Raw genomic sequence first — 22,492 nt, 5'->3', positions numbered from 1 at the left:
CGACATCAGCGAGGTGTCAGGGGTCTTCCGCGCGGCGGGGATCCGTCGTTCCCTCCGTCGATCCGCGCTCGCGCTCGTCGTCGGTCTCGTCGTCGGCGCCGCGAGCATCGCCGGCTTCGCCGACGCCCCCGCGCTCGCGGCGGAACCCGCCCCCACGGTCACGGAAATCTCGGCGGCTCCGTACGAGGCGTCGAATCCTCTGGTCCCCTCGGCTGCCCTGCCCTTTCTCGCCGTCACCGTGACCGTCGAGCGGGAACTCCCGAACGCCGGCGACACCTTCGAGGTGCGTGCGCCTGCCGGCACCAGGGTCGTCTTGAGCGAAGACGCATCGATCGTGGATGCGTCGGGAGCGGCCCTCGTCGACGTCGTCGTGACCGCCCACGGCGCCGACGGCGACACGATGACCGGCACATTCACCGAGCTCGCCGCGAACAGCAGGAAGGTGAGCGGCACGTTCACGTTCTTCCTCCAGGTCGTCGGCAGCGGGATCCTCGCCGCCGGGGGAGGGATCTACCACGCCGAGTTCGCCGCTGACGGTGCGCGTCACACCGTCGACGTCGCCTACGGGGTGTCCATCGATCTGTTCCAGCACGTCGGCGGGCACTGGGTCCACGGTGCGACGCCTTCCTCGGCCGGGAGGTTCGTGGTGCAGACGAAGGCGGAAGGTGATTCGGCGCTCGCCGCACGCGGCGGGCAGTGGGTGGCCGCGGGTGCCGACCCGAGCGCTCCGTTCAGCGGATCGGTACCGGACTGCGACGCCGTCCAGCTGCGCGAGTTCGCCGCAGACCCCGGGCCCGTGAACATCCCCGTCAGTGGCGGCAGCGTTCTCGTCGCCGGCTCCGACTACACCCTCGACTGCGACGATTCGCTCGACGGTGTCCCGGTCGTGAGCGCCACGATCCCGAGCCCGATCGATGGTGCCTTCTATCTGCTCTCGTCCCCGCGCGAGGTCACGGGTGCCGTCACCTACCTCCCCGCCGACAACCCCTCGGTGCCGGAGGCCGGTCGGTTCGTGGGGCTGTTCAACACCATCGGCAGCGTCTCGGATGCACTCCACGATCCTTCCGGATCGACCCAGACGTCGACCCTGCTGATGTACACGGGGCCAAGCGCAGGCATCGGCGTCGCCGAGGCGGCGTGGCCGCGACTCGACCTCGACACGACGGCATCGCCGGACGAGGGCACGTCGCTGCGCCCGGGCGACCGGGTCGGTTACGACTTCACTCTCACGAACAGCGGGAATGTACCGCTGACGGAGGCGATCCTGACCGCCGATCTGTCATCACTGCTGCGGGCGGCCCGCATCGATCGTCCGATCAGCGCGACCACGGGCGTCGCCGTTGTCGAAGGCGACGTGCTGCGCTGGACGGGAGCGATCGCGCCCGGAGACAGCGTGACCGTGTCGTTTTCCGCCCTGGTGATCACGGGCGGAGGGGCGATCGTGGTCGACGTGGAGGCCGCGAGCCCTGATGCTCGAGGTGGCGCCGTGCCGGTGGAGCGTCAGACGCTCACGCGCGAGGTCGTCGCTCTCGCGCCTCCGACTGTCGGGCAGGGCAACCAGACGCTTCCCGCAGAGCTCGCCCGCTCCGGCGGGGACGGCCCCGGGCTCATCGGGCTCGGAAGCGCGCTCGCGTTCGCCGGTGCGATGCTCCTCGTCCGGAGGCGTGCGCGCCATCCGCTCGCCTGAGATCGGCGGGGGATCGCGCTCCCTATAGTGGGGGCATGCGCCGGCGCTCCGCTCTGATCCTCAGCCTGTCCGCCCTCCTCGTCCTGACGGGGTGCGCCACCGACGCCGGTGACGATGCCGCAGCCCCGACCAGCGAACCCACCGCATCTCCGAGTGTCGAGACCTCAGGAGTCGATGCCGCCGCGGAGCAGCAGGCGCAGGCGTGGTTGGACGCGGCCGTGGTGCCACCGGGAGCCGTGCGCGTGGCGGACAGCCCCGCCTCGTTCCACTCGAATCAGGGGTGGCCGTGCCGGCCGGTCGCCGAGCTCGAGGGCTACTGGACCCTCGCCGACTCCACGGTGGCGGGTGCCGCCAACTGGCTGCGGGAGAACCCCACGGCAGACCTCGTCAGCACGGCGGGGGGCTCACCGTGGGAGGAGGACCCGAACCTCGACGGCGTGCTCGTGGGCTACATCCCGGCCGATGAGTCGCAGCAGGGCATCGTCTACACCGTCTCGAAGGCGGTGTCGGGCGTCGCGATCCGCGCAGAGGTCGCCGCCCTCAGCGCGTCCGCGACATGTCCGTCCCTCGCCCCCGGGGAGATGTGGGGAAAGCCCGGACAGGGCTGACCCGCCACTGCGTCTCCCGTCCGCGGGACGGCTACGGCAGATCGGCGACGTCGAGACCTTCGTCGTCGTCTTTCTCATCGTCGTCGGAGTCATCGGTCGAGGGCATGTCGGGATCGATCCCCTCGGCCTCGACCTCGGGGGTGTCGCCGTCGTGGTTCTGCGGGTCTGACATCAGATTCTCCGATCGATGGATGTGGTGATCGATCAGTCTCGTCTCTGCAAGACGCGCCCACCTGCCCGTTGACAGGCGGGCGCGTCCACCCGGAGAATTCCGTCTGCGCGTGAGCCTCCGTCAGGTGGTGGCGAGGGGTGGCAGGTGCGGGATCGGGATCGGACGACCCGCGCGGCGCGGCGTGTGGAAGCGCTGCACGTCTTCCAGCACATCGGCTGCGGACATGTAGGAGCTCGCGAGCGGGAGGTCGCGCAACCAGACGACCTCGACCTCGACGGCATCGACCTGATAGACGCAGGCGACCGTGCGCCGTGAGTCATCCTGGGCATAGCGGTGATCGAGGATCAGCCACTCGGTATCGGTGATCTTCCTCAGCTCGAATCGGGGATCGGGCATCGTGAACATCTCAACACTCCAATCGGTTGGCCGGTATCGGCTGCCGAGGAGCGCACCACCCCCGGGCGGTGCCGGTCCGGCACCCGCGCGGTCAACGGGCGCTCTTCAGCCCGCCAGAATTCAGCAGAATTGTACGCCGGAGCCGATATATTGCTCAACTCGTCCCGCGGTCGCACAGCGATCGGGAACGCTATGCGGGAGGGATGCAGACCGAGGTCGACGTCAGGTGGATCAGCCCGTCGAGGCTCGTGGTGTCCTTGATGCCCACGCGTGCCACCGGACGGCTCTCGCTGTAGCGGATGTCCTCCTGCATCGCCCGGTCCTTCGCATAGCCAGCCTGATCCCACACCGCCAGAATCCGTTCCAGAGATCGGCTGTTGTCGTCGGTGCGGAACGCGATCTGCACTTCGCGCTGCGTGCCGGGGCCTTCCGTGCAGGGTGTCGACGACAACGGCAGCGAGGAGGCGTCCAGTGGCGTACCCGAGGCATCGACGACCGCTCCCGCAGCGGCTGCGAACGACGCGCCGATCATCTCTCTCATCGCCCCGTCGACCGTCTCCGCCGTCAACTTCTCCGGTTCGGGGGAGGGGATCGGGGGGTACGGAGCCTGATCGGCGCTCCTCGCTATGTGCAGCCCGCACTGCGGCGTGCGGTCGTCGAGAACCGGGAGTGAGAGCGACGTGCCGGAACCGGCCGTGACCCCCGTGCTCGCGACAGGGCGGTTGACGGCGTAGGAGACGGTCAGCACCCCCCGCTCTTCGGTCACGGCATAGCCGCCCATCGAGAACGGCTGGTGCCCGTTGTCACCGGATGACCTCCCGACCTGAGTGACGATGAACGCCCCGTCCTGCCGGTACACCGTGCCGCTCGATCCCATGAGGAACGAGCGCTCGACGACCACGTACCCGGTGTCGCAGCCTCTGTGCAGCACGGGCGTCACGTTCGCGTCGACGGTGAAGACCACAGCGAGGGCAGCGAGGGCGCCGGCGCACGTGGCCAGGACGACGCCGATGACCTTCAGCGGCAGCATCCTCCGCGGCGCCTCGATGCTCCACAGGCCGACGCAGAGGGAGCAGAACGCGAGGAACACGGACAGGGTGAGAAGACTGAGCTCGTCGAGCGGTCCGATCAGGACGGATGACGCCCCCGAGGAGGCAGAAGACACCGACACGACCCAGAAGACGACGGCTGTCGCGCACGCGAAGACACCGCCGGCGATCCACACGATGGTCCGTCGAGGCGAACGCGGAGCCGGAGTCACGGGTGAAGCCTATTCGGCAACGGGCGTCGAGCACCGGGATCCCCAGCCGACTCTCGGGTCAGCGGCGCACGCGGGCGCGGGTCTTCGCGACGCTCGCGAGAGTGGCGCGCACCGGGGTGCCCAGGTACAGGCCGAGTGACGCGCCGGATGCCAGGCCGATGCCGATGACCGCGGCATCGATGAGCGACCCGCCGGCGAGCAGCATGCCGGTGGAGGTGCCGGCGGCGTGGACCATCTCGAGCAGTCCCTGGAACACGGCGACACCGGGAACGAGGGGCACGATCGCCGCGGTGGTCACCGCGACCGAGGGCACGTGGAGGTTGCGGGCGATCAGCATCCCGAGGAAGCTCGCGAGCAGGGCGCCGACCGCGCTCGCCGCAGCCGGATGCAGGTTCAGCGCGACCGAGGCGGAGTAGCCCGCGAGAGTGACCGCGCTGAGCAGCGCGCTGACCAGGATGATCCGGAGGCCGGCGCCGTTGAACACGGCCACGGCCACGGCGATGATGATCGCCCCTGCGAACTGGTTCACGAGCGGGCCGAACGGCGCAGGATCGTCGGGCAGGCCCATGGTGAACCCCAGGACGCCGCCGAGCTCCAGGCCGACGAGGATGCCGATCACGACGCCGAGGGTCTGCATGGTCAGATCGAGGATGCGTCCGCCCGCGGTCAACGCGAAGCCGTCGATCGCATCCTGTGCCGCACCGACCACGGTGAGGCCGGCGAGCATCAGCACGATCCCGGAGGCGACGATGATCGAAGGGCGGATGCCGACGAACGGCTCTATCCCCGCGGTGCCGAGGGCGGAGACCACGACGGCCACGACGGTCGTCACGAAGCCTCCGGCGATCTGGCTGAAGAACAGGGGCACGCGCAGTCGGGCGAGACCGGCCTGCGTGAGTGCGGCGCACAGGGCGGCGACGAAGGTGAGGCCGACGATGATCGGCGAGGCGCCCAGCATGATGCTCACGCCCACGGCGAGGAGGGCTCTGGCGACGATGACGACGGGCTGCTGGTAGCGGAACGGCACCCGTCGGATGGCACGGAACGTCGTGCGTGCGGATTCGAGGTCGAGTCCACCGTCGATGTCGGCGACCAGGGCCTGCACGCGCTGCAGCTTCGCGTGGTCGGGGGCGGTGACGCGCACGACGCGCACGAGCGTCTCGGGCCAGACCTCGCCGCTCAGATGGAACGACACGGTGATCGAGTTGTACGTGACGTCGACCTGCACGCCCCGCATCCCGTAGGCGTCGCACACCCGGGTGATGGCGAGCGTGACCTCGTGCGCCGAGGCTCCGACCGCGAACATCGATTCTCCGATGCGCGTGGCCAGATCGAGCACCCGGGGAACCGTGCGTTCGTCGATGACCGGCATGGCCTCGGTGTGTGCGACCGCCGAGGGATCGGTGTGCAGCAGGCGGCGCACGGAGGAGAGCAGCGGCCGGCGGGATCTCGCGGACATATCGTCCATTCTCCCGTCCGTGCCGTCGATCGGGGGGAAGACTGTCCGGTCCTCCGCGACCCGAACGCGGAGGACCGGCGAAATCGAGTGAGAAGCTGCGCATGCGCACCGACCCCCGAGCCGCATCCCAGACCCGAGAGAGAATCCGAATGCGCGCCGGTTCGACCGACTCAGAGCGCTCAAGCGACTCTTCGTGTCCTCCACGATACGCACGCACGAGGCGAGCGCCCCTATCGTCCGCCGTCCCTTGACGCACGGGCGGCGACGCTGCTATCGAGCGGACGCGGGCGGACTAGCGACATCGACATCGATCATGGCGCTCGCGCTTAGCGCACAGGTACGGCGGATGTAAAGGGGAGGGCGCTGCGCACACCGCACGCATATCCTGCTGAGGTGCCGCACGATGTCCGACCTGATAACGATGTCCTCTGGGCATGCGTCGAAGTAGGCTTCCACGTCGGAAGCCGGCGTGGCGACTTTCTGGGATACGTCGACAGGCAGGGCGATGGCGGATATCGCGCGTTCGACGCCCGGTCTTCGCCCGTCGGAGATTTCGCGACGCTGCAGGCGGCGACGACCGCCGTAGAGCAGCTTTCGAACCCGGCGTCGCTGCAGGTCGACGGGAGCGAGCAGGGGGTGGCGCTGTGAGCACCACAGTGGCGACCGACCTGATCTCTCTCGTCTACACCAGCACTGCTTCTCAGCCGTTTCGGGAGACCGCGCTCGAGCATCTCCTGGCTGTCTGCCGACGACGCAATGACGGGCAGGGGATCACCGGACTGCTCCTTCATCGAGACGGACGCTTCATCCAGGTGCTGGAGGGGCATCCGGACACGGTTGCCGAGCTCGTCGACATCATCCGGAGCGACTCCCGCCATCACGACCTGCGCGTGCTCCTGGAAGAGCCGATCGCCGAGCGCCGGTTCGCGGATTGGACCATGGGGTACCGGGTTCTCAACCACGGAGAGAGCCGTCCGCCCGGGTATCGCGACTCCTTCGCCGACCTGGATGCCGGATCGGACATCGACACCACCGTCAGGGCGTTGACCGAGCTCACGCTCTGGTTCCGCGTGCGCGCGCGGGATCCGGGCAGAGCTTCCACGGGGTGCGACGGGGGTCGTGCGCCGCGACGACGTGAGCGTCTGACCCGCCTTCGAGCGGGTGCCGCCGACGGGTCGCTCGCCCGCTGGCTCAGTCCTGGGCGAAGATCTCGGGGTGCGCGCTGATGAGCTCGGCCTGCTCCCTCCACGAGAGCCCCACGATGCTGAGCACGACGCGCACGACGGTCGAGTCGGCGTCGGCCGTGGTGAGCCGCAGCTCGCGCAGCGTGGCTCGGGCCGTCTCCTCGATGAGGAAGGCGAGCAGCTCGGCGGGCATATCGCCGCGGAACGCCCCGGAGTCGACACCGGCCCGGGTCAGATCGCGGATGCGGTGACGCAGCGGCGCGAGGGCGAGCACGGTGTCGGTCAGATGCGCGTCGTCGAGGGCGATGTTGGCCGAGGCGCGCACAGCGGAAGCCTCCCGCCACAGACGCGTCGCCATCCGTGCCAGGGTCACCCGGGGGTCGGACTCATCGGTGGCCTCGGCGATCGCGTTGAAGCGCTGAGCGCCCACGGCGATCACCTCCCGCAGCAGGCTGTCACGGTCGGCGAAGTGGCCGTAGACGGCTCGGCGAGTGAGGCCTGCGGCCTGGGCGATCGCGTCGAGCGACGCTGTGGGGTTGCTCGCGAGCACCGACTGCGCCGCGCGCAGCAGGGCCTCGCGGTTCGCCAGGGCGTCGCGTCGACGCGGCGGATTCGGTGCGGTCACTTCGGGTCCTTTCGCGGAGTCGCGGGGATCAGGACATCAGCTTGGTCGACGCGAGGGCTTCGACCAGCTTGCGGTTGTACGTCATCAGGGGGCGTCGCAGCACGAGCCCGAGGAGCAGTGCCGGGATGATGAACAGCGCGAGAGCACCCAGCGCCCACCAGAAGTCGGCCTGATAGACGCCGGCGATCGCCGACCTCACCATGTTCACCGCGTAGGTCGCGGGAAGGAACGGACTGATGCTCTGGAACCAGTCCGGCAGCAGCTGCAGCGGGTACGCGCCGCCCGAGCCCGAGATCTGGATCACCAGGAGCAGCACCGAGAGCGCCTTGCCCGCATTGCCGAAAGCGACCACCGCGGTGTACACGATGAGCGTGAACACGGTCGAGATCGCCCAGCCTGCCAGGATCAGCAGAAGCGAATGCGCGGGTTCGACCTGGACGAAGAGGATCAGCCCGAGGGTCAGCAGCGTGCTCTGTGCGAGACCGACCAGCCCGAAGATGCCGTAGCGGCCGAGGTACTTCTGCGTCGGCGTGAGTTCAGCGCGGTCGGGGAGCGTCTCGGCGTTCACGTCCACGCGGATCGTCACGGTCATCAGAAGCGCGCCCACCCAGAGCGCGAGGATCATGTACAGCGGCGCCATGGCCGCACCGAATCCCGCCACGGGGAAGACCGCGGTGCGGTCCAGGCGCACCGGCTCGGCGAGAGACGTGGCGAGCACACCGGGGTCGGCGCCGGTCAGTTCGCTGAGGTCGCCGGTGTCGGCGGCCTTCGCGATCGACTGCTGGACGGTGTCGAATCTGTCGGCCATCGTGTTCAGCGATGCCGACAGCTGCGTCGTGGCCTCCTGAGCGCGCGACAGCGTGGACAGCACGGAGTCGGAGGCACCGGACAGGCCCGAGGTGATGCCGGACAGATCGGAGCGGATCGCCGAGACATCGGACCCGATCTGGGAGAGAGTCGTCGACAGCGAACTCAGCTGCGCCTTCAGGCCGTTGTCGTAGGTGCTCCGTGCATCGGCGAGCGCCTTCTTGGCCTCGGCGATGGCGGCGGAGATCTCCTGTTGGGAGCTCTGCGCCGCGTCATTGCCGGCGGCGATGTCGGTCGCCGCTGTCTGGAGGCGATCCTGCAGGGCCTGCTGCCGCGCGATCGCCTCGTCGAGTCGGCTGATCAGGGCGTCGAAGTCGGATTGCGCGGATTCCGGCAGGTTCGGTCCGACCTCGGTCTCCAGCGTGTTCTTGAGCGCCGCGTACTGATCGGCTTGCTGCTGCACACGCTCGGCGAGTGTGGTGATCGCCTGCACCTGGGCGCCGCTGAGAGTGTCGCCCGCGGCGTACAGCTCATCGATGCGCTGTCCTACGGCGTCGTAGCTGTTCGAGGTCGCCGCGAGGGCGTCGGCGAGCGACTGTGCCGCCGTCTGCAGAGTGGACTTCAGCGTGTTCGCCGCGTCCACCCCGCTGCCGAGCGCGCCCTTGGTGTCCGTGAAGGCGTCACCGGCCGTGTCGACCAGGGCCGAGGCGCTGTCGAGCAGGGGCCGGCTCCCCTCGAGCAGAGCGGTGAAGGTGTCGGCCGTGTGCGCACCGGAGCGCAGCTGATCACCCACACTCCCCAGGCGCGCTTCGACCCGGGTGAGCGCCGCCTGCGTGTCCTCATCCGTGAGGTAGTCCGACAACGACGCGACGAGGCCGAGTGCGACGTCGCCGAGCGTCTGGGCGAATGTGTCGCTGATCTCGGACGACACCCCTTCCGCGCCCTGTCCGGTGATCTTCGGCGCCAGCGCGTTCTTCTTCTCGTTCGTGTAGAGCGCGATGTGCGTGCGGTCGCCCCCATCGGCGTAGAAGGTCAGCATGTCCGCGCTGAAGGTCTCGGGCAGCACGATCGCGGCGTAGTACTCGCCCGACTTCGTCCCATCGATCGCGTCGTGCTCATCGGTGATGACCCAGTCGAGCTGGTCGTTCCCGCGGAGCTGAGAGAGAACCTGCTCCCCGACGTTCACGCGGATCGGGACGAGGTCGCTCTCGTAACCGGCATCGGTGCTCGCGACCGCGATCTTCAGGTCCTTCGTATTCGCGAACGGATCCCAGCTGGCGATCACGTTGAACCAGGTGAACAGGGAGGGGATCACGACGAGACCGAACAGGACGATGCATGCCATCACGTTCTGGGTGGCGTGACGAACGTCGCGCAGTGTCAGGTGCAGGATGTCCTTCACGCGCGGTCCTCTCCTTCTGCTCGCTGGTGCTCGGCCCGTTCGTCCTCTTCCGGCTCCGGTTCCGGTTCTGCCGATCGTGTCGGTCCCTCGTCCTCCGGGGCGTCCACCGCCGCGGTCGTCTCGGGCAGCACGGGCTCGGCATCCGGTTCGGCGCCGGGGTCCGGTTCCGGGGCGGCGTCGGGCTGTGGTTCGGAACCGAACCACTCCGTGAGCAGGGCGTCGGCCTCGACACCGGCGGCCGGTTCGTCCCGCTCGGTCGTCGCATCCGTCACCGGGGCCTCGGCCTCGGTGACGGCGATCGGGGCGGAGGGGGTCGAGGGCAGCGGTGCGGCTGTCGTGACGGGCAGGACCGCCGCATGGCCGGCGGGGCCCGCGAGGGCGAGCTGACGCAGTTCCGCCTCGTCGAGAGCGGCGACCTCCTCGCCGTTCTCGAAACTGTGCTTGATGTACTCGATGGTCACGAGGAATCCGATGACCAGCAGGATCCAGAGGGTCCACAGTCCCAGCAGCAGTGCCTTCGAGCCGGGAAGCGCCCAGGTGAGGATACCGAGCACGACGAGGCCCGCGGTTCCCGTGAGCACCGTCGCCTTCAGCAGCGTCGGGTAGCGGCGGGTGAACGGCTCTGCCCGTCGAGCGAGGTCGTCGCGGTACTCGGCGCGGTTCGACAGCGCCCTGATCACGTCGGTGAGCCGGTACCCGCTGCCGACGACCTGCACCTTCTCGCCGATCAGCAGATCGGTCGAGAGCACCTGGCGGTTGAAGAGCAGGGTGAAGTTGGCGAGACGGCGCCGCAGGATGAGCCCGACGAGGAACGCGAGAGCGACGAACACGGCGAGAGCGCCGAGGAAGCGCCAGTAGTGGGCGCCGTAGAAGCCCCCGATCGTCTCCCGCATCGCGTCGATACCGTAGGAGAACGGCAGGAGCGGGTAGATCGCACGGAAGAATCCGGGCATCAGCTCGATCGGGTACAGGCCGGATGCGCCCGGGATCTGCATGATCACCAGCAGGATGCACAGGCCGCGGCCGACGTGGCCGAATGCCACGCAGAGCGCGTAGATGATGCTCACGTAGGCGAGGGCGATGAGCACCCCGGTGCCGACGAAGGCCGCGGCGCTGACGGTCTGCACACCGATGATGAGGTTGCCGATGCACACGATCAGCGCCTGGCCGATGGCGAGCGTGGCGAAGAGGAAGAAGCGGCCGAAGTAGGCCTGGCGCACGGTGACGTCTTCGACGCCCTCGGTGTCGACCTCGACGCGGAAGATCACCATGAGCACGAAGGCGCCGATCCACAGCGACAGGTTCGTGAAGAGCGCGGCCATCGCCGACCCGTAGGTGTCGACGGGGAACACCAGGTGCTCGTCGACCTCGACGGGCGAGGAGATGAACTGGGCGATCTGCTCGGGCTCCAGATCGGTCAGGGTGCCCAGCAGGCCCCACTCGGATGCGGCGCTGAGAGCGACGACGTCGGTGCGCGACGTCTGCAGTCCCTGCTCGATGCCCGCGAGGTCGTTGTCGAAGCTCTGCAGCGCCGATGACGTGGCCACGAGCTGCGAGTCCAGACCGGCGAGCAGCTGATCGGCCTGTGCGAGCACGCCCTTCTGCGCATCCAGCGCCGCCGAGAACGAGCCGACGCTCGCCGACAGCTGCGACATGGCGCTGTTGAGCGAGGGTACGGTGCGGGTGAGGATGTCGCGCATCGCCGCAGAGGCATCCCGGGTGTCCTGCATCGCCCGGTCCACGGCGTCGGCCGTCGCCTGAATGGAAGCCACGGTGTCGGAGGCGCCGGCCTTCAGGGTCTTCAGATCCGCGAGCAGCTGCTGGTCGGTGGCATTGCGCTGTTGGAGCGAGGCGATGACCTCGGTCAGGCGCTGCTTCGTGTCATCGCTGAGGTCGGTGTTGTCGAGAAGCGTCTGCAGCCGGGCGGCCGCCGCCTCGTTCGCCTTCAACACGTTCGAGACGTCGTCGATCCCGGCGTCGATGCGCACGCCCGCCTGTTCGAGGCTCTGGGTGAGACGGGTGATCGAGACGTTCGCCTTCGAGGAGGCGTCGGCGAGGAGGGTGGTGCCCTTCAGGAACGCCGTGGTGGCGCTGTCGGTGAAGGCGATCACCTCCTTCTGCGTCTCGGCGATGATCGACTGCGTCTGGGCGAGCGACTTCTGCACGTCGCCGAGCGTCTTGTCGACGTCGCCGAGCGTGCCCCGCGCTGACGAGAGGGTGCCGCGGGAGGATGTGAGCCCCTCCTGCGTCTCTGCGAGGTTCTCGCGCGCTGACGAGAGGGTCTGGGTTGCCTGGTCGAAGGCGTTGAGGGTGTTGTCCCTGGCGTTCAGCAGCCGCAGCTCCGTGGAGTCGCCGACGTCTTTGAGGGCGTTCGTCGCGGCGAGCGCCACCTGCTCCTTGAAGGCGGTGGTGACCTGTTTGTCGAGCTCGGAGGCGCCGACGTCGGTGATCTTCGGCGCGATCGCCCCGGCCTTCTCGTTGACGTAGTACTGCAGTGCCGGCTGGGTGAAGTCGCCGCTGGTGATGCTGAGCAGATCTTCACTGAACTGTGCGGGAATGACGATGGCGGCGTAGACGTCGCCCTTTCTCACCGCCTCCTGGGCCTCGTCTTCGCCCATGAACTGCCAACCGAGCTGGTCGTTGTCCTGGAGCTGCTCGGTCACCTGCTCGCCGATGTCGATGTGTCCGGTGAGGTCGGAGGTGGCGCCCTCGTCGAGATCGACCACTGCCACGCGGATGTTCGCGGTGTTGGCGTAGGGGTCCCAGAACGCGTTGATGTTGAACCACGCGTACAGGGCCGGGGTGATGAGCACCCCGATGATGATGATCCAGGCTTTGGGTACGCGGGAGAGTCTCTTGACGTCGCGCTTGTAGATCCGCCAGCTCTGTTTCACGGGACGAGTTTACACGTTACGTGCACACGAACGTGCAAGTTAGCTGAGGGGATGTGCGCAGACACGGGTCAGCCCAGAGTCGTGACGGTCATCTCGTTCGTGGCGGTGTCGCACAGGGTCAGCCGCCACGCGGGCGAGCCGTCTTCCATGACCCGTGCCATCTCGACGATGAGCGGACTCGGGTATTCCTCGCCCGAGAGCTGGGCCGCGCTGTAGGCACTGCTGCCGTTCATCTGCTGCTCCGCCTCGGTGAGCTCGGTCTCGCCCGTCGTGATGACTTCCAGCGTGCGGACGTCGACCAGCGACTCCCTGCCGAAGGCCGGATCGTCGACCCGTTCTCCGAACATGTCGACCCGGGTGTCGGCGCTGCGCAGCCGCCACACGAAGTCGGAGTCGACCCACTCGAGGCGAAGGCCCACGATGGTGCCGCCGATCGCCTCCGATTCTCCGGGCAGGGACTCCAGGAAGTCGGAGGGCCAGGAGAGTTCGGACGGCAGGCAGGTGCCGGGGAAGCCATCGCCGACAGTCGCCGGCGGGCTGGGCATCGCCGCGGAGCAACCGGCGCAGGCCAGCACTCCTGCGAGCAGGAGCGCGCTTGCGTGCAGACGTGGGGTGCTGGGCATCGGTGCCTCCATGATCGTCGCCGACATTCTGGGATCCTAGCCCGGAGCCCCCCGCCGCTTCCGGGCGGCTGGTCGTAGAGTCACCTCATGAACGACATCGCACTGATCACCGGAACGTCATCGGGAATGGGACTCCACACCGCCGTCGAGCTGGCGCGACGGGGACTGCACGTGGTCGCGACCATGCGCGACACGGCGAAGGCAGGCGCCTTGCGGGCCGCGGCCGGAGAGGCGGGTGTCGAGGTCGATGTGCGCGCTCTCGACGTGGTGGATCACGCCGCCGCGGCACGGCTGGTGGCGCAGATCGAGGCAGAGCTCGGGGGCATCCACGTGCTCGTGAACAACGCCGGGCAAGGGAGCGTGGCGACGGCCGAGCAGTTGACGATGGACGAGGTCCAGGCGCAACTCGACATCAACTACCTGGCGCCGGTCAACCTCACCAAACTCGTGCTGCCCGGCATGCGCGAGCGCGGCAGCGGGCGCATCCTCACGGTGACGAGTGTCGGCGGAGCCGTCGGCCAGCCGTTCGCCGACGCCTACTGCGGAGCGAAGTTCGCGGTGGAGGGTTTCATGCAGTCGCTGGCGGTGGTCGCGGAACGATTCGGCGTCGGGGTCAGTGTGATGGAGCCCGCCGCGGTCGCCAGCGCCTTCGTCGACAACGCCATCCGGCCGGAGAACGGTGGCCCTTACAGCTCGCTCCTGGACGCCTACATCTCCCGCACCGCTGGCGCGTTCGCGAATGCGCAGTCCGCGGAATCCGCAGGGGCGGCGATCGCAGACGCGGTCCTGTCCGACGAGTACCGGTTCCGCTGGCAGAGCTCCGAGGGCGCCACCAGGTTCGTCGGGGTCTCCCTCGCGGACACCGACGGCAGCGGGGTGCTCGGCTTCACGCGATCCTGGATCGCCGCCGGCTGATCGGCATCGACGGAGAAGCCGGACTCCACAGGCGTGGCCCCGAGCGGCGGGCCTGTCGACGTCGGCGCGGCGTCAGCCGAGCTCCCCCGAACCGTAGGGGCGCACAGGTTGCTGCTTCTGGAACTCGTACTCGCCGCCCTGCCGCCCGCCGAACGGGCGTCCGTGGTCGGCGAACTCCTCACGGTAGTAAGCCAGACGCCATGATCCGATCTCGATCCGTGACCCTGTGCGCAGGATCCTCGCGTCGTCGGAACTGTGCGGCAGGTTCGGCCGGCCCCCACCGGTCGCGCCATACGAGTAGAGGACGTACTCGTCATCCTCGTTGCGGCGCACCTCGGCGTGGATGGCCTTCAAGCCTTCGAGGCGGAGGTCGGCACTGGCGTCGGAGCCGATCGTCGTCCGCTCGGGAAGCAGATCGAACTCTCGTGGTCTGCTGCGGTCCCAGTCGCCGTCGCCGACGGCGAAGATCAATCGCGGCCTCCCTGAACCCGGGAGATAGTGGGTCGTGGTCACTCGCCGCGGCACTCGCCGGTTCAGGGTGGGCACGAGCGGGAACAGTGTGGGTGGGGGCAGGGGGAGCTGGAAGCCATCACCGCGTTCCCGCTGCTTCGCCTCGGACAGCAACGTGGTGAGATGCCCGAGCCGGATGTGCGTGGAGCCCGAGATCGCCCGACCGACCGGACCGGACTTCACGTCGCCGAACTGAACCAGAGTCCCCTTCGGACCCTCCACACGCACGCGGATACCTCGTCGGGCGAGCCCGTCAGCGAGTGGACCGAGCTGAGTGAGTTCGTGGCGTCCCATCCCTCCGAAGCCGGATGAGGACTCGAAGGTGATGACGATCTCTTGGCCCGCTGCGTGCACCTCGAACCTCGTCGGAGGGCCGCCGTTCGCGGCGGCTTGCTCCACCTGCAGGTCGATGTCGAGACGGATCATCGGCGTCGGTCTTCTCAGTCGGACCGAGGTTCGCCCGAGGCGCTGTCGCTGGTGGTGACCCGCAGAGTGCCGTTGAACTTCCAGGTCGCCCGTGGGGCGTCAGGTCCGATATCTCTGGGCACTTCCACCGTCATGTCCTCGAACGTGTAGTTGACGGCTGCCCCACGACCGGTGAGGTAGGACCACATTTCCCGTCCGAGATCCGTCCAGTCGGTGATCGACGCACCGCTGGGACCGGAGGCTGAAGAGAACAGCCCCGAGCCTTCTGATTGGTCACTCATGGGAGCTCCTTCGCTGACGCCATGCCCTGTTGATGAGATTATCCGCCCGAGAAGCGGGAATTACAATGCAGTCACACCCGTCCCCCCGGGCTTTCCAGCAATGCTCGTGGTGATCCACGACGTCGCCACCGCCCCGTGTAGACATCTCCGCGCCTGATCGCGTGCGGAGGAGAACTCAGGGCGTGGTGTGGGCTGCGGCGACCTGGCGTCCGATCTCGGCGGCCAGGATCACACCGGGGTGAGCGATCGCCAGGTGGAGGCCGGGCATGGTCGGCACCGGGCCCACGAGGGGCTACCCGTTCGCCGGCATCGGACGGTCGGCGATCACGGCGTGTTCGAGGCGGACGTCGTCGGCATCGACGAAGGAGCGGCGGATCGCGGCTCGAGTGGCCACGGCGAGCTCTCTCGGGTCGCCGGAGAAGCCTGCGGGAACGTCTTCCGCGGCGAGGAGCGTGGCGTCGTCCAGCTGGCGGACCTCGAACTCCGGGGTCGAGAGGATGCCCCGCACGAGTGGACGGGGTGTGGAGAAGCGCAGCAGGCAACAGGGAGACCCCGCGACGTCGATGTCGACTCCGACCGACGCGGCGAGGCCGGTCGACGCGGTGCCGGCCGCGAGGACGACGCTTGTCGCGGCGAGCACACCCCGATCGGTCGAAACCCCTCGAACGCGGCCGTCATCGTGAACGATCCGCAGGGCGGTCGTGCCGGTGTGCACCGCCGCCCCGTGCTCTTGTGCGCTCTGCAGCAGGGCGCGCGTGAAGGCGACCGGATCGACCCCGGCATCGTCGGGCGCATATGCCACCACGTCTGGCACGTCGCGCAGGCTCGGCTCCCGCATCCGCGCCTCGTGCGCCGTGATCAGCTCCATCCGGTGCCCTGCAGCCTGGTGGTCGGAGACGAAGGAGCGCGTCCGCTCCTCGGACTCCTCCCACGTGAGAGCACCGAACGGACGAAGCCCGATGGGCGCGGTGATCTCGGTGAGGACGCGATCGAACTCCGGCCGCGCACGTCCGCGGAGCGAACCCGCATACGCGTCGGCGGGGCTCTTGGCGATGCCGACCCAGGCGAATGACGCGGCTGTCACTCCCGTGCCCGGAGTTGCGCTGTCGATCACGACCACCTCGCGTCCGGCGCGAACCAGATGGTGAGCGATGGAAGCGCCGATCACACCGGCGCCGACCACGACGATGGGGTCGTTCTCGGGTGCTCGAAGGTCAGGCATCGCCTCCAGCTTAAGGAGCGAGGGGACGCTCGTCCGTGCTCAGCACCGCCATGAGGATGGAGTCGACCCATTCGCCGTCCCAGAACATCGTGTCCCGTTGGCGGCCCTCGTGCCGGAACCCCGCCTTCTCGTACCTATGCCCCGTCGAAGACCGGGCTGAGGAACCGGCGCTCGTAGCGGCGGATGCACCCGGTGCTGCGCGCGAAGTCGAATGCCTCGACGCACTCCGGGTCGGTCTTCGACGCGGTCCGATAGACCTCGTACTCCGCCAGGGAGGGAAAGGTGAACAGCGCGAAGGCCTCATCGCTGTCGCCTTCGCTCGGCAGGAAGTAGCCGTGGTGGGTGCCGCCATGCTTCTCCACGAGGCGGATCCACGTGCGGCCGTACGCGGTGAAGTCGTCGAGCTTGTCCGGATCGATCTCGTAGCGCAGATGAACGGTGATCATGCGGATGATCCTTCCAGATCGGCCAGGGTGCCGGGGAAACACCGACACTACGCTGGGCACGTGACGAACTCGCGCGACATGGTTCACATCCCGGGCGGCACGTTTCTGATGGGTTCCGATGACTTCTACCCGGACGAGCGACCGGCCCATCAGCGCGAGGTCGCCCCGTTCTTCATCGATCGCTATGAGGTGACGAACGCACAGTACGCCGAATTCGTCGAGGCGACCGGATACGTGACGGTCGCCGAGCGCGAGCTCGATTCCGCGGCCTTCCCCGGTGCTGACCCCGCGGATCTGGTGCCCGGTGCGATGGTGTTCACGCCGACGTCCGGCCCGACGGATCTGCGCGAATGGCGCAACTGGTGGCGCTGGCAGCCGGGGGCGTTCTGGCGCCGGCCGTTCGGACCCGACTCCTCGATCGACGATCTGCTGCAGCATCCGGTCGTGCACATCGCGTTCGAGGATGCGGTCGCGTACGCCGACTGGGTGGGCATGCGGCTGCCGACCGAGGCCGAGCACGAGTACGCGGCGCGCGGGGGAGTGGACGGTGCCCCCTTCGCCTGGGGTGACGAGGCGTACCCGGGCGGCGTCGCCCAGGCGAACTCCTGGCTCGGACGCTTCCCCTACGACAACCAGGGTGTGGGCGGCACCGCCCCGGTCGGCTCGTACCCTCCGAACGGCTATGGCCTCTACGACATGATCGCGAACGTCTGGGAGTGGACGACCGACTTCTACACGCCGCGGCACCTCCGCCTCTCCGACGCCCCGGTAGACCCGGGCAAGCGCACGAACCTGCTCGCCGCCGCGAGCGCGCAGGAGGGGTTTCCCGACATCCCTCGTCGGGTGCTCAAGGGCGGATCGCACCTCTGCTCGCCCGACTACTGCCTGCGCTTCCGTCCGGCCGCGCGCTCGCCGCAGGCCGAGGACACCGGCATGTCGCACATCGGATTCCGCCTCACCCGTTCCGAGTGAGGCGCCTCTGGGCGCACCCGTGAGGGAGTGCTTGGCTTCGACGGAGGGCGATCGCCCCCGTTTCGCGGGTCGAGCAAGGAGTCGTCATGGCGGACAAGCCCAACATCCTCATCATCTGGGGCGATGACATCGGCATCAGTAACCTGAGCACGTACTCCGACGGCCTGATGGGCTACCGCACGCCGAACATCGATCGGATCGCCGACGAGGGCGTGAAGTTCACCGACTACTACGGCGAGCAGAGCTGCACCGCGGGACGCGCGGCCTTCATCACCGGGCAGAACCCGTATCGCACCGGACTCACGAAGGTGGGGATGCCCGGCGCGAGACTGGGTCTTCAGCCGGAGGACCCCACGATCGCCGACGCCCTCAAGCACCACGGCTACGCCACCGGACAGTTCGGCAAGAACCACCTCGGCGACCGCGACGAGCACCTGCCGACCGCTCATGGCTTCGACGAGTTCTTCGGCAACCTCTATCACCTCAACGCCGAGGAGGAGCCCGAGCACCCCGACTACCCGACCGATGAGGAGTTCCCCGGCTTCAGTGAGAAGTTCCGTCCCCGCGGCGTGCTCCACTCCTGGGCGAACGCCGACGGCACCCAGCGCATCGAAGACACCGGGCCGTTGACGAAGAAGCGGATGGAGACGGTCGACGAGGAGTTCCGCGATGCGGCCGCGGGCTTCATCCGCACCCAGGCGCAGGAAGACACCCCCTTCTTCGTCTGGTTCAACTCGACGCACATGCACTTCCGCACCCACACGAAGGAAGAGAGCAAGGGGCGCGCCGGACGCTGGCAGTCGGATTACCACGACACGATGCTCGACCACGATGACATCGTGGGAAGCCTGCTCGATCTGATCGACGAGCTCGGGCTGGCCGAGAACACGATCGTCATGTACTCCACCGACAACGGCCCGCACATGAACAGCTGGCCGGACGCCGGGATGACGCCGTTCCGCAACGAGAAGAACTCCAACTGGGAGGGCGCGTACCGCGTGCCCGCGATGGTCCGCTGGCCGGGGCGCATTCCGGCGGGGACGACGCTCAACGGGATCGTCAGCCACAACGACTGGTTCATCACACTGCTGGCCGCAGCCGGAGACACGGACATCGCCGAACGTCTGAAGGACGGCACCGAGCTGCACGGCACGGATTTCAGAGTGCACCTCGACGGGAACAACCAGCTGGACTACATCACGGGTGCCGTCGAGCACAGCCCCCGTCGCCATTTCTTCTACGTGTCGGACGACGGCGACCTCACGGCGCTGCGGTTCGAGAACTGGAAGGTCGTGTTCCTCGAGCAGCGCGCCGCCGGCACCCTGCTCGTGTGGCAGGAGCCCTACATCGAGCTGCGCTTCCCGAAGCTGTTCAACCTCCGCACAGACCCCTACGAGCGCGCCGACATCACGTCGAACACATACTGGGACTGGGTGCTCGACCACATCTTCCTGTTCGTGCCGGCGCAGGCGTATGTCGCGAGGATGCTGCAGAGTCTCGTCGAGTTCCCCGCGCGGCAGGAGTCGGCGTCGTTCACGATCAACCAGGTGATGGCGAAGCTGGATGCGACGGCCGGCAGCTCCTGACCCACGGGCCGCGTCGATCGTCACGTTCCCGCCCGAGGCCGCGCGTTCCGGCACCCCGTTGATCCACGGCGACATCGGCCGCAGGAGGCCGTCAGGTGGAGCCGCTACCCTCAGGCCATGCGCCGAATCGTGGTCCTTCCTCTCGTCCTCGCCGCCGGACTCACCGCCGGACTCCTCTCCGGATGCTCGCAGGTCACGCAGATGGCGGGCGACGCGATCGGGGTCGACGTCCGGGCGACATGCACGACGATCGACGACGCCTACGGGCAGTACCAGGCGCTGCTCGACCAGGGCGAGATCTCGGCCGAGCAGGCCGACGCGGCGCGCGACGAGCTCGTCGCATCGCTCGAGGGGCTCGCGGCGAACGTCGACGGACAACTGGGCGACCTCATCCGCTCCGGCGCCACCCAGATCGGCGGCATGACAGACCTGCAGGCCCCGGAGACGGTCGAGGCGATCGAGCAGCTCAAGGACTCGGCCTCGGCCTTCTGCGGCTGACCCGGCGGCCTGTGAGACGATGCCGGAGATGAGCACTGCGGCTGATGAAGAGCTTCGCGCCCTCCGGGCCCGCGCCTATGGTCCGACGGCGGACATCGAGAGCGATCCTGCCGCCCTGCGTCGCCTCCAGCAGCTGGAGGCGATGACGAAGCCGAGGGCATCCGCCGGTGATGCCGACGCCTCCGCGTCGGAGATCGAGCCCGTGCGGCAGCCCGAGCCGATTCGACCACCCGAGCCCCTTCGAAGGGATGCGCGGCCGGAGCGAGGCGCGCAGGAACCGGAGAAGGACGAACTCGACGTGTTCGCCGATGCCGCCGTCGATGGGACGGATCCGCTCGTACCGAAGCAGGAGCCGGCCGAGAAGCTGGCGGCCTGGTTCACGGTGCGCACGACCAGGATCCTGTGGGTGGTCGCGATCGTGGCGGCGGCCGTGATGTCGGCGGCCGTGACCTTCGCACTCGTGAAGGTGACCCCCGTCGCCTCGTCTTCGGGAGCTCCGCAGATCACCACACTCGACGCGACATCGACCAGGGAGACCCCGGCCGGGTGGATGGGGGTGGGCCCGAGCTCCGCCGTGTTCGACTTCTACGGGCTGGTTCTCGTGGAGAGCGCCGGCGGGTACTTCAACGGTTCCGTCGGAGAGGACTGCCTCACCGTCGCCCGCTGGGATCAGGTGCCCGACAAGGAGGACTTCGACTCCTCCTCGGGATGGAGCTACGACGGCCCCACGTACACCGGGTGCGCCGTCGGCACGTTCCCCGCGACCGTCGAGGTGCCTTTCGACAGCAATGTCCCCAAGGAGCTGAGCGAGCGCTTCCCGTCGGCGACCGCACTGCAGTTCGTGTACGACGGCGAACGGGTCGGGGTCTTCCTCGACAGCGAGTAGGCGAGCGAAACGCCCGCCGCGGGAGCGGTCCAGCGCGATGTTACGATGGCCGCAGCAGCTGCGGGGGAGTGACGACCCCCGGCCCTCCGGGGCAGGTGGCGGCTCGCGCGTCCGGCGTATCGACGAGAGGCCGATGAGCGATCGGCGAAGGTGTGGTGGCACCGCGATCTAGCCCCCGCCCGCACCTCCAGGGCTTTCGCCACCTGGAGGAATCATGTCGTCGACCGACCCCGCTCGCACTCTCGCCACTCAGCTTCCCGACACGCCCCCTGGCGCACGGATCACCCTCATGGGACACGTGCACCGGCGCAGGGAACTCGCCACCGTCTCGTTCCTGATCCTGCGCGACCGCACAGGACTCGCGCAGATCGTGTTCCGCCCCGAGCAGCTCCCGACCGTCGGTCTGCCCGGTGAGGAGACGGTCGTGCGCATCGACGGCACCGCGACCGCGAACGCGCACGCCCCCGGTGGCATCGAGGTGACAGCACCCGAGATCACCCTGCTCTCGGAGCCCGCGCGCACCCCGGTGGTCGAGCTGTGGCGGCCCACCCTCGACGCCGCGCTTCCCACGGTGCTCGATCATGCGGCGGTGACCTGGCGGCATCCCGCTCAGCGTGCGAAGTGGGAGCTGGCTGCGGCGAGCCTGCGCGGATTCCGTCGCACGCTCGACGCCGAGGGATTCACCGAGATCCAGACGCCGAAGCTCGTCGACTCCGTGACGGAGTCGGGAGCGAACGTGTTCCCGGTCGACTACTTCGGCACGACCGCCTACCTCGCGCAGAGTCCGCAGTTCTTCAAGCAGCAGCTCGTCGGCGTCTTCGAGCGCGTCTATGAGACGGGCCCCGTGTTCCGCGCGGAACCACACGACACGGTGCGGCACCTCGCCGAGTACGTCTCCCTCGACGCCGAGCTCGGGTTCATCCGCGACCACCGCGATGTGCTCGCGCTGCTGCACCGAGTGCTGCTCGGCATGATCGAGAGCATCCGCACCGAGAGCGGGGACGCGGTCGCGCGCCTCGGCCTCGCGCTTCCCGCGATCCCCGACGAGATCCCGGTGATCCACTTCCAGGACGCGCTGCGGCGGGTCGGCGCCCCGGATGACGAGCCCGACCTGGCACCGGCGCACGAACGCGCTCTCGGCGAGTGGGCCCGGCAGCGGTACGGCAGTGACGTGATCGCGGTCGAGGGGTACCCGATGCGCAAGCGGCCCTTCTACACGCACCCGCAGCCGGACGACCCGCGGTGGAGCAACAGCTTCGACCTGATCTTCCGGGGCCTCGAGCTCGTGACCGGTGGGCAGCGACGGCATCGGTACTCCGACTACGTCGCCGCCATCGAAGCGCGGGGCGAGTCGCCCGCCGCGTACGCCTCCTACCTCTCGGCCTTCGCGCACGGCATGCCGCCGCACGGAGGGTTCGCGATCGGTCTGGAGCGCTGGGTGTCGCGACTCATCGAGGCGTCGAACATCCGGGAGGTGACGCTCTTCCCGCGCGACCTGCACCGGCTCACCCCGTGAGCCCGCGGTCGCGGTGCGCGATAGCATCTGTGGCATGAACTTCAACCGCTCCGCGTGGTGGTGGCTGCGATAGCAGCCGGTTGAAGCATGTTCACGGGCTGCACGGCAGTTCGTGA

Annotated in this window: 22 protein-coding genes; 10 read left to right on the top strand and 12 right to left on the bottom strand. The window is 68.4% G+C overall.

All coding sequences use genetic code 11. The features are described 5' to 3' along the window. The first annotated feature begins 13 nt into the window (after positions 1-13). Both D514_RS26645 and D514_RS26640 read left to right on the top strand, forming a co-directional pair. Positions 14-1,687 carry a hypothetical protein gene (locus D514_RS26645; protein WP_020380573.1) on the top strand — a complete coding sequence of 558 codons (1,674 nt, stop codon included), beginning with the start codon at positions 14-16 and terminating at the stop codon, positions 1,685-1,687. A 35-nt stretch (positions 1,688-1,722) separates the two neighbouring features. Continuing rightward, positions 1,723-2,295: a hypothetical protein gene (locus tag D514_RS26640; RefSeq protein ID WP_017829371.1), complete on the top strand. Its 573-nt coding sequence runs from the start codon at positions 1,723-1,725 to the stop codon at positions 2,293-2,295. Between the two features lie 31 nt (positions 2,296-2,326). Here D514_RS26640 and D514_RS38925 read toward each other — a convergent pair whose 3' ends face one another. The 4 genes from D514_RS38925 to D514_RS26625 all read right to left on the bottom strand — a co-directional run bounded on the left by D514_RS38925 (position 2,327) and on the right by D514_RS26625 (position 5,583). Beyond that, the gene (locus D514_RS38925; RefSeq protein ID WP_017829370.1) at positions 2,327-2,467 is read right to left on the bottom strand and encodes a hypothetical protein; all 141 of its coding nucleotides are present in this window, start codon (positions 2,465-2,467) and stop codon (positions 2,327-2,329) included. Between the two features lie 120 nt (positions 2,468-2,587). After that, on the bottom strand, positions 2,588-2,863 hold the full coding sequence (locus D514_RS26635; RefSeq protein ID WP_236610921.1) for a hypothetical protein: 276 nt from the start codon (positions 2,861-2,863) through the stop codon (positions 2,588-2,590). Between the two features lie 190 nt (positions 2,864-3,053). Then, positions 3,054-4,124: a hypothetical protein gene (locus D514_RS26630; protein WP_144052964.1), complete on the bottom strand. Its 1,071-nt coding sequence runs from the start codon at positions 4,122-4,124 to the stop codon at positions 3,054-3,056. A gap of 58 nt (positions 4,125-4,182) precedes the next feature. After that, complete coding sequence (locus tag D514_RS26625; RefSeq protein ID WP_017829367.1) at positions 4,183-5,583, bottom strand: threonine/serine exporter ThrE family protein; 1,401 nt, start codon at positions 5,581-5,583, stop codon at positions 4,183-4,185. A gap of 393 nt (positions 5,584-5,976) precedes the next feature. Here D514_RS26625 and D514_RS26620 point away from each other — a divergent pair, with 393 nt between their 5' ends. Together D514_RS26620 and D514_RS0119235 are read left to right on the top strand one after the other, a co-directional pair. After that, complete coding sequence (locus D514_RS26620) at positions 5,977-6,231, top strand: hypothetical protein (protein WP_017829366.1); 255 nt, start codon at positions 5,977-5,979, stop codon at positions 6,229-6,231. Continuing rightward, positions 6,228-6,809, top strand: a complete 582-nt coding sequence (locus D514_RS0119235; RefSeq protein ID WP_017829365.1) for a BLUF domain-containing protein — start codon at positions 6,228-6,230, stop codon at positions 6,807-6,809. Before D514_RS26620 ends, D514_RS0119235 begins: the two co-directional genes overlap by 4 nt. On the opposite strand, the gene D514_RS26615 is transcribed toward D514_RS0119235, so the two are convergent. The 4 genes from D514_RS26615 to D514_RS26600 form a co-directional block, all read right to left on the bottom strand. Beyond that, complete coding sequence (locus D514_RS26615) at positions 6,775-7,392, bottom strand: TetR/AcrR family transcriptional regulator (protein ID WP_017829364.1); 618 nt, start codon at positions 7,390-7,392, stop codon at positions 6,775-6,777. The genes D514_RS0119235 and D514_RS26615 overlap by 35 nt on opposite strands. A gap of 28 nt (positions 7,393-7,420) precedes the next feature. Continuing rightward, entirely contained in the window at positions 7,421-9,601 is a 2,181-nt protein-coding gene (locus D514_RS26610) for a YhgE/Pip domain-containing protein (RefSeq protein WP_017829363.1), read from the bottom strand. Continuing rightward, positions 9,598-12,495, bottom strand: a complete 2,898-nt coding sequence (locus D514_RS26605) for a YhgE/Pip domain-containing protein (RefSeq protein ID WP_017829362.1) — start codon at positions 12,493-12,495, stop codon at positions 9,598-9,600. The genes D514_RS26610 and D514_RS26605 overlap by 4 nt, the downstream gene beginning before the upstream one ends. A 68-nt stretch (positions 12,496-12,563) precedes the next feature. Continuing rightward, positions 12,564-13,118, bottom strand: a complete 555-nt coding sequence (locus D514_RS26600) for a hypothetical protein (protein WP_144052963.1) — start codon at positions 13,116-13,118, stop codon at positions 12,564-12,566. Between the two features lie 87 nt (positions 13,119-13,205). On the opposite strand from D514_RS26600, the gene D514_RS26595 reads away from it, so the two are divergent. Beyond that, a complete protein-coding gene (locus D514_RS26595) occupies positions 13,206-14,033 on the top strand; it encodes an SDR family NAD(P)-dependent oxidoreductase (RefSeq protein WP_017829360.1) in 828 nt (275 codons plus the stop codon). A gap of 72 nt (positions 14,034-14,105) precedes the next feature. On the opposite strand, the gene D514_RS26590 is transcribed toward D514_RS26595, so the two are convergent. From D514_RS26590 to D514_RS26575, 4 genes are all read right to left on the bottom strand, one after another. After that, entirely contained in the window at positions 14,106-14,969 is an 864-nt protein-coding gene (locus D514_RS26590) for an FHA domain-containing protein (RefSeq protein WP_017829359.1), read from the bottom strand. 14 nt (positions 14,970-14,983) lie between these two features. After that, entirely contained in the window at positions 14,984-15,250 is a 267-nt protein-coding gene (locus D514_RS26585; protein ID WP_017829358.1) for a hypothetical protein, read from the bottom strand. 292 nt (positions 15,251-15,542) lie between these two features. After that, complete coding sequence (locus tag D514_RS26580) at positions 15,543-16,472, bottom strand: FAD-binding oxidoreductase (RefSeq protein WP_017829356.1); 930 nt, start codon at positions 16,470-16,472, stop codon at positions 15,543-15,545. Positions 16,473-16,606: 134 nt separating this feature from the next. Beyond that, entirely contained in the window at positions 16,607-16,918 is a 312-nt protein-coding gene (locus D514_RS26575) for an NIPSNAP family protein (protein ID WP_017829355.1), read from the bottom strand. A 78-nt stretch (positions 16,919-16,996) separates the two neighbouring features. On the opposite strand from D514_RS26575, the gene D514_RS26570 reads away from it, so the two are divergent. From D514_RS26570 to aspS, 5 genes are all read left to right on the top strand, one after another. Continuing rightward, complete coding sequence (locus D514_RS26570; protein ID WP_017829354.1) at positions 16,997-17,890, top strand: formylglycine-generating enzyme family protein; 894 nt, start codon at positions 16,997-16,999, stop codon at positions 17,888-17,890. Positions 17,891-17,976: 86 nt separating this feature from the next. Further along, positions 17,977-19,476, top strand: coding sequence for an arylsulfatase (locus tag D514_RS26565; RefSeq protein ID WP_017829353.1), 1,500 nt, complete (start codon positions 17,977-17,979; stop codon positions 19,474-19,476). A 117-nt stretch (positions 19,477-19,593) separates the two neighbouring features. Further along, positions 19,594-19,974 (top strand): hypothetical protein, encoded by a 381-nt coding sequence (locus D514_RS26560; RefSeq protein WP_017829352.1) that lies wholly within the window; start codon positions 19,594-19,596, stop codon positions 19,972-19,974. A 28-nt stretch (positions 19,975-20,002) separates the two neighbouring features. Continuing rightward, positions 20,003-20,860, top strand: coding sequence for a hypothetical protein (locus D514_RS26555; protein ID WP_017829351.1), 858 nt, complete (start codon positions 20,003-20,005; stop codon positions 20,858-20,860). A gap of 214 nt (positions 20,861-21,074) precedes the next feature. After that, positions 21,075-22,376: an aspartate--tRNA(Asn) ligase gene (gene aspS / locus D514_RS26550; protein ID WP_017829350.1), complete on the top strand. Its 1,302-nt coding sequence runs from the start codon at positions 21,075-21,077 to the stop codon at positions 22,374-22,376. The last annotated feature ends 116 nt before the right edge of the window (positions 22,377-22,492 follow it).

The sequence above is a fragment of the Microbacterium sp. UCD-TDU genome (assembly GCF_000340625.1).
GTDB lineage: Bacteria > Actinomycetota > Actinomycetes > Actinomycetales > Microbacteriaceae > Microbacterium > Microbacterium maritypicum.
This window is presented reverse-complemented; position numbering and strand designations above follow the sequence as displayed.

Bases quoted from the DNA above. Each gene is read 5' to 3' on its own strand.
- D514_RS26635 (WP_236610921.1), bottom strand. From the start codon at position 2,863: ATGCCCGATCCCCGATTCGAGCTGAGGAAGATCACCGATACCGAGTGG.
- D514_RS26640 (WP_017829371.1), top strand. From the start codon at position 1,723: ATGCGCCGGCGCTCCGCTCTGATCCTCAGCCTGTCCGCCCTCCTCGTC.
- D514_RS38925 (WP_017829370.1), bottom strand. From the start codon at position 2,467: ATGTCAGACCCGCAGAACCACGACGGCGACACCCCCGAGGTCGAGGCC.
- D514_RS26625 (WP_017829367.1), bottom strand. From the start codon at position 5,583: ATGTCCGCGAGATCCCGCCGGCCGCTGCTCTCCTCCGTGCGCCGCCTG.
- D514_RS26575 (WP_017829355.1), bottom strand. From the start codon at position 16,918: ATGATCACCGTTCATCTGCGCTACGAGATCGATCCGGACAAGCTCGAC.
- D514_RS26565 (WP_017829353.1), top strand. From the start codon at position 17,977: ATGGCGGACAAGCCCAACATCCTCATCATCTGGGGCGATGACATCGGC.
- D514_RS26595 (WP_017829360.1), top strand. From the start codon at position 13,206: ATGAACGACATCGCACTGATCACCGGAACGTCATCGGGAATGGGACTC.
- D514_RS26560 (WP_017829352.1), top strand. From the start codon at position 19,594: ATGCGCCGAATCGTGGTCCTTCCTCTCGTCCTCGCCGCCGGACTCACC.
- D514_RS26555 (WP_017829351.1), top strand. From the start codon at position 20,003: ATGAGCACTGCGGCTGATGAAGAGCTTCGCGCCCTCCGGGCCCGCGCC.
- D514_RS26600 (WP_144052963.1), bottom strand. From the start codon at position 13,118: ATGCCCAGCACCCCACGTCTGCACGCAAGCGCGCTCCTGCTCGCAGGA.
- aspS (WP_017829350.1), top strand. From the start codon at position 21,075: ATGTCGTCGACCGACCCCGCTCGCACTCTCGCCACTCAGCTTCCCGAC.
- D514_RS26585 (WP_017829358.1), bottom strand. From the start codon at position 15,250: ATGAGTGACCAATCAGAAGGCTCGGGGCTGTTCTCTTCAGCCTCCGGT.
- D514_RS26590 (WP_017829359.1), bottom strand. From the start codon at position 14,969: ATGATCCGTCTCGACATCGACCTGCAGGTGGAGCAAGCCGCCGCGAAC.
- D514_RS26570 (WP_017829354.1), top strand. From the start codon at position 16,997: ATGGTTCACATCCCGGGCGGCACGTTTCTGATGGGTTCCGATGACTTC.
- D514_RS26580 (WP_017829356.1), bottom strand. From the start codon at position 16,472: ATGCCTGACCTTCGAGCACCCGAGAACGACCCCATCGTCGTGGTCGGC.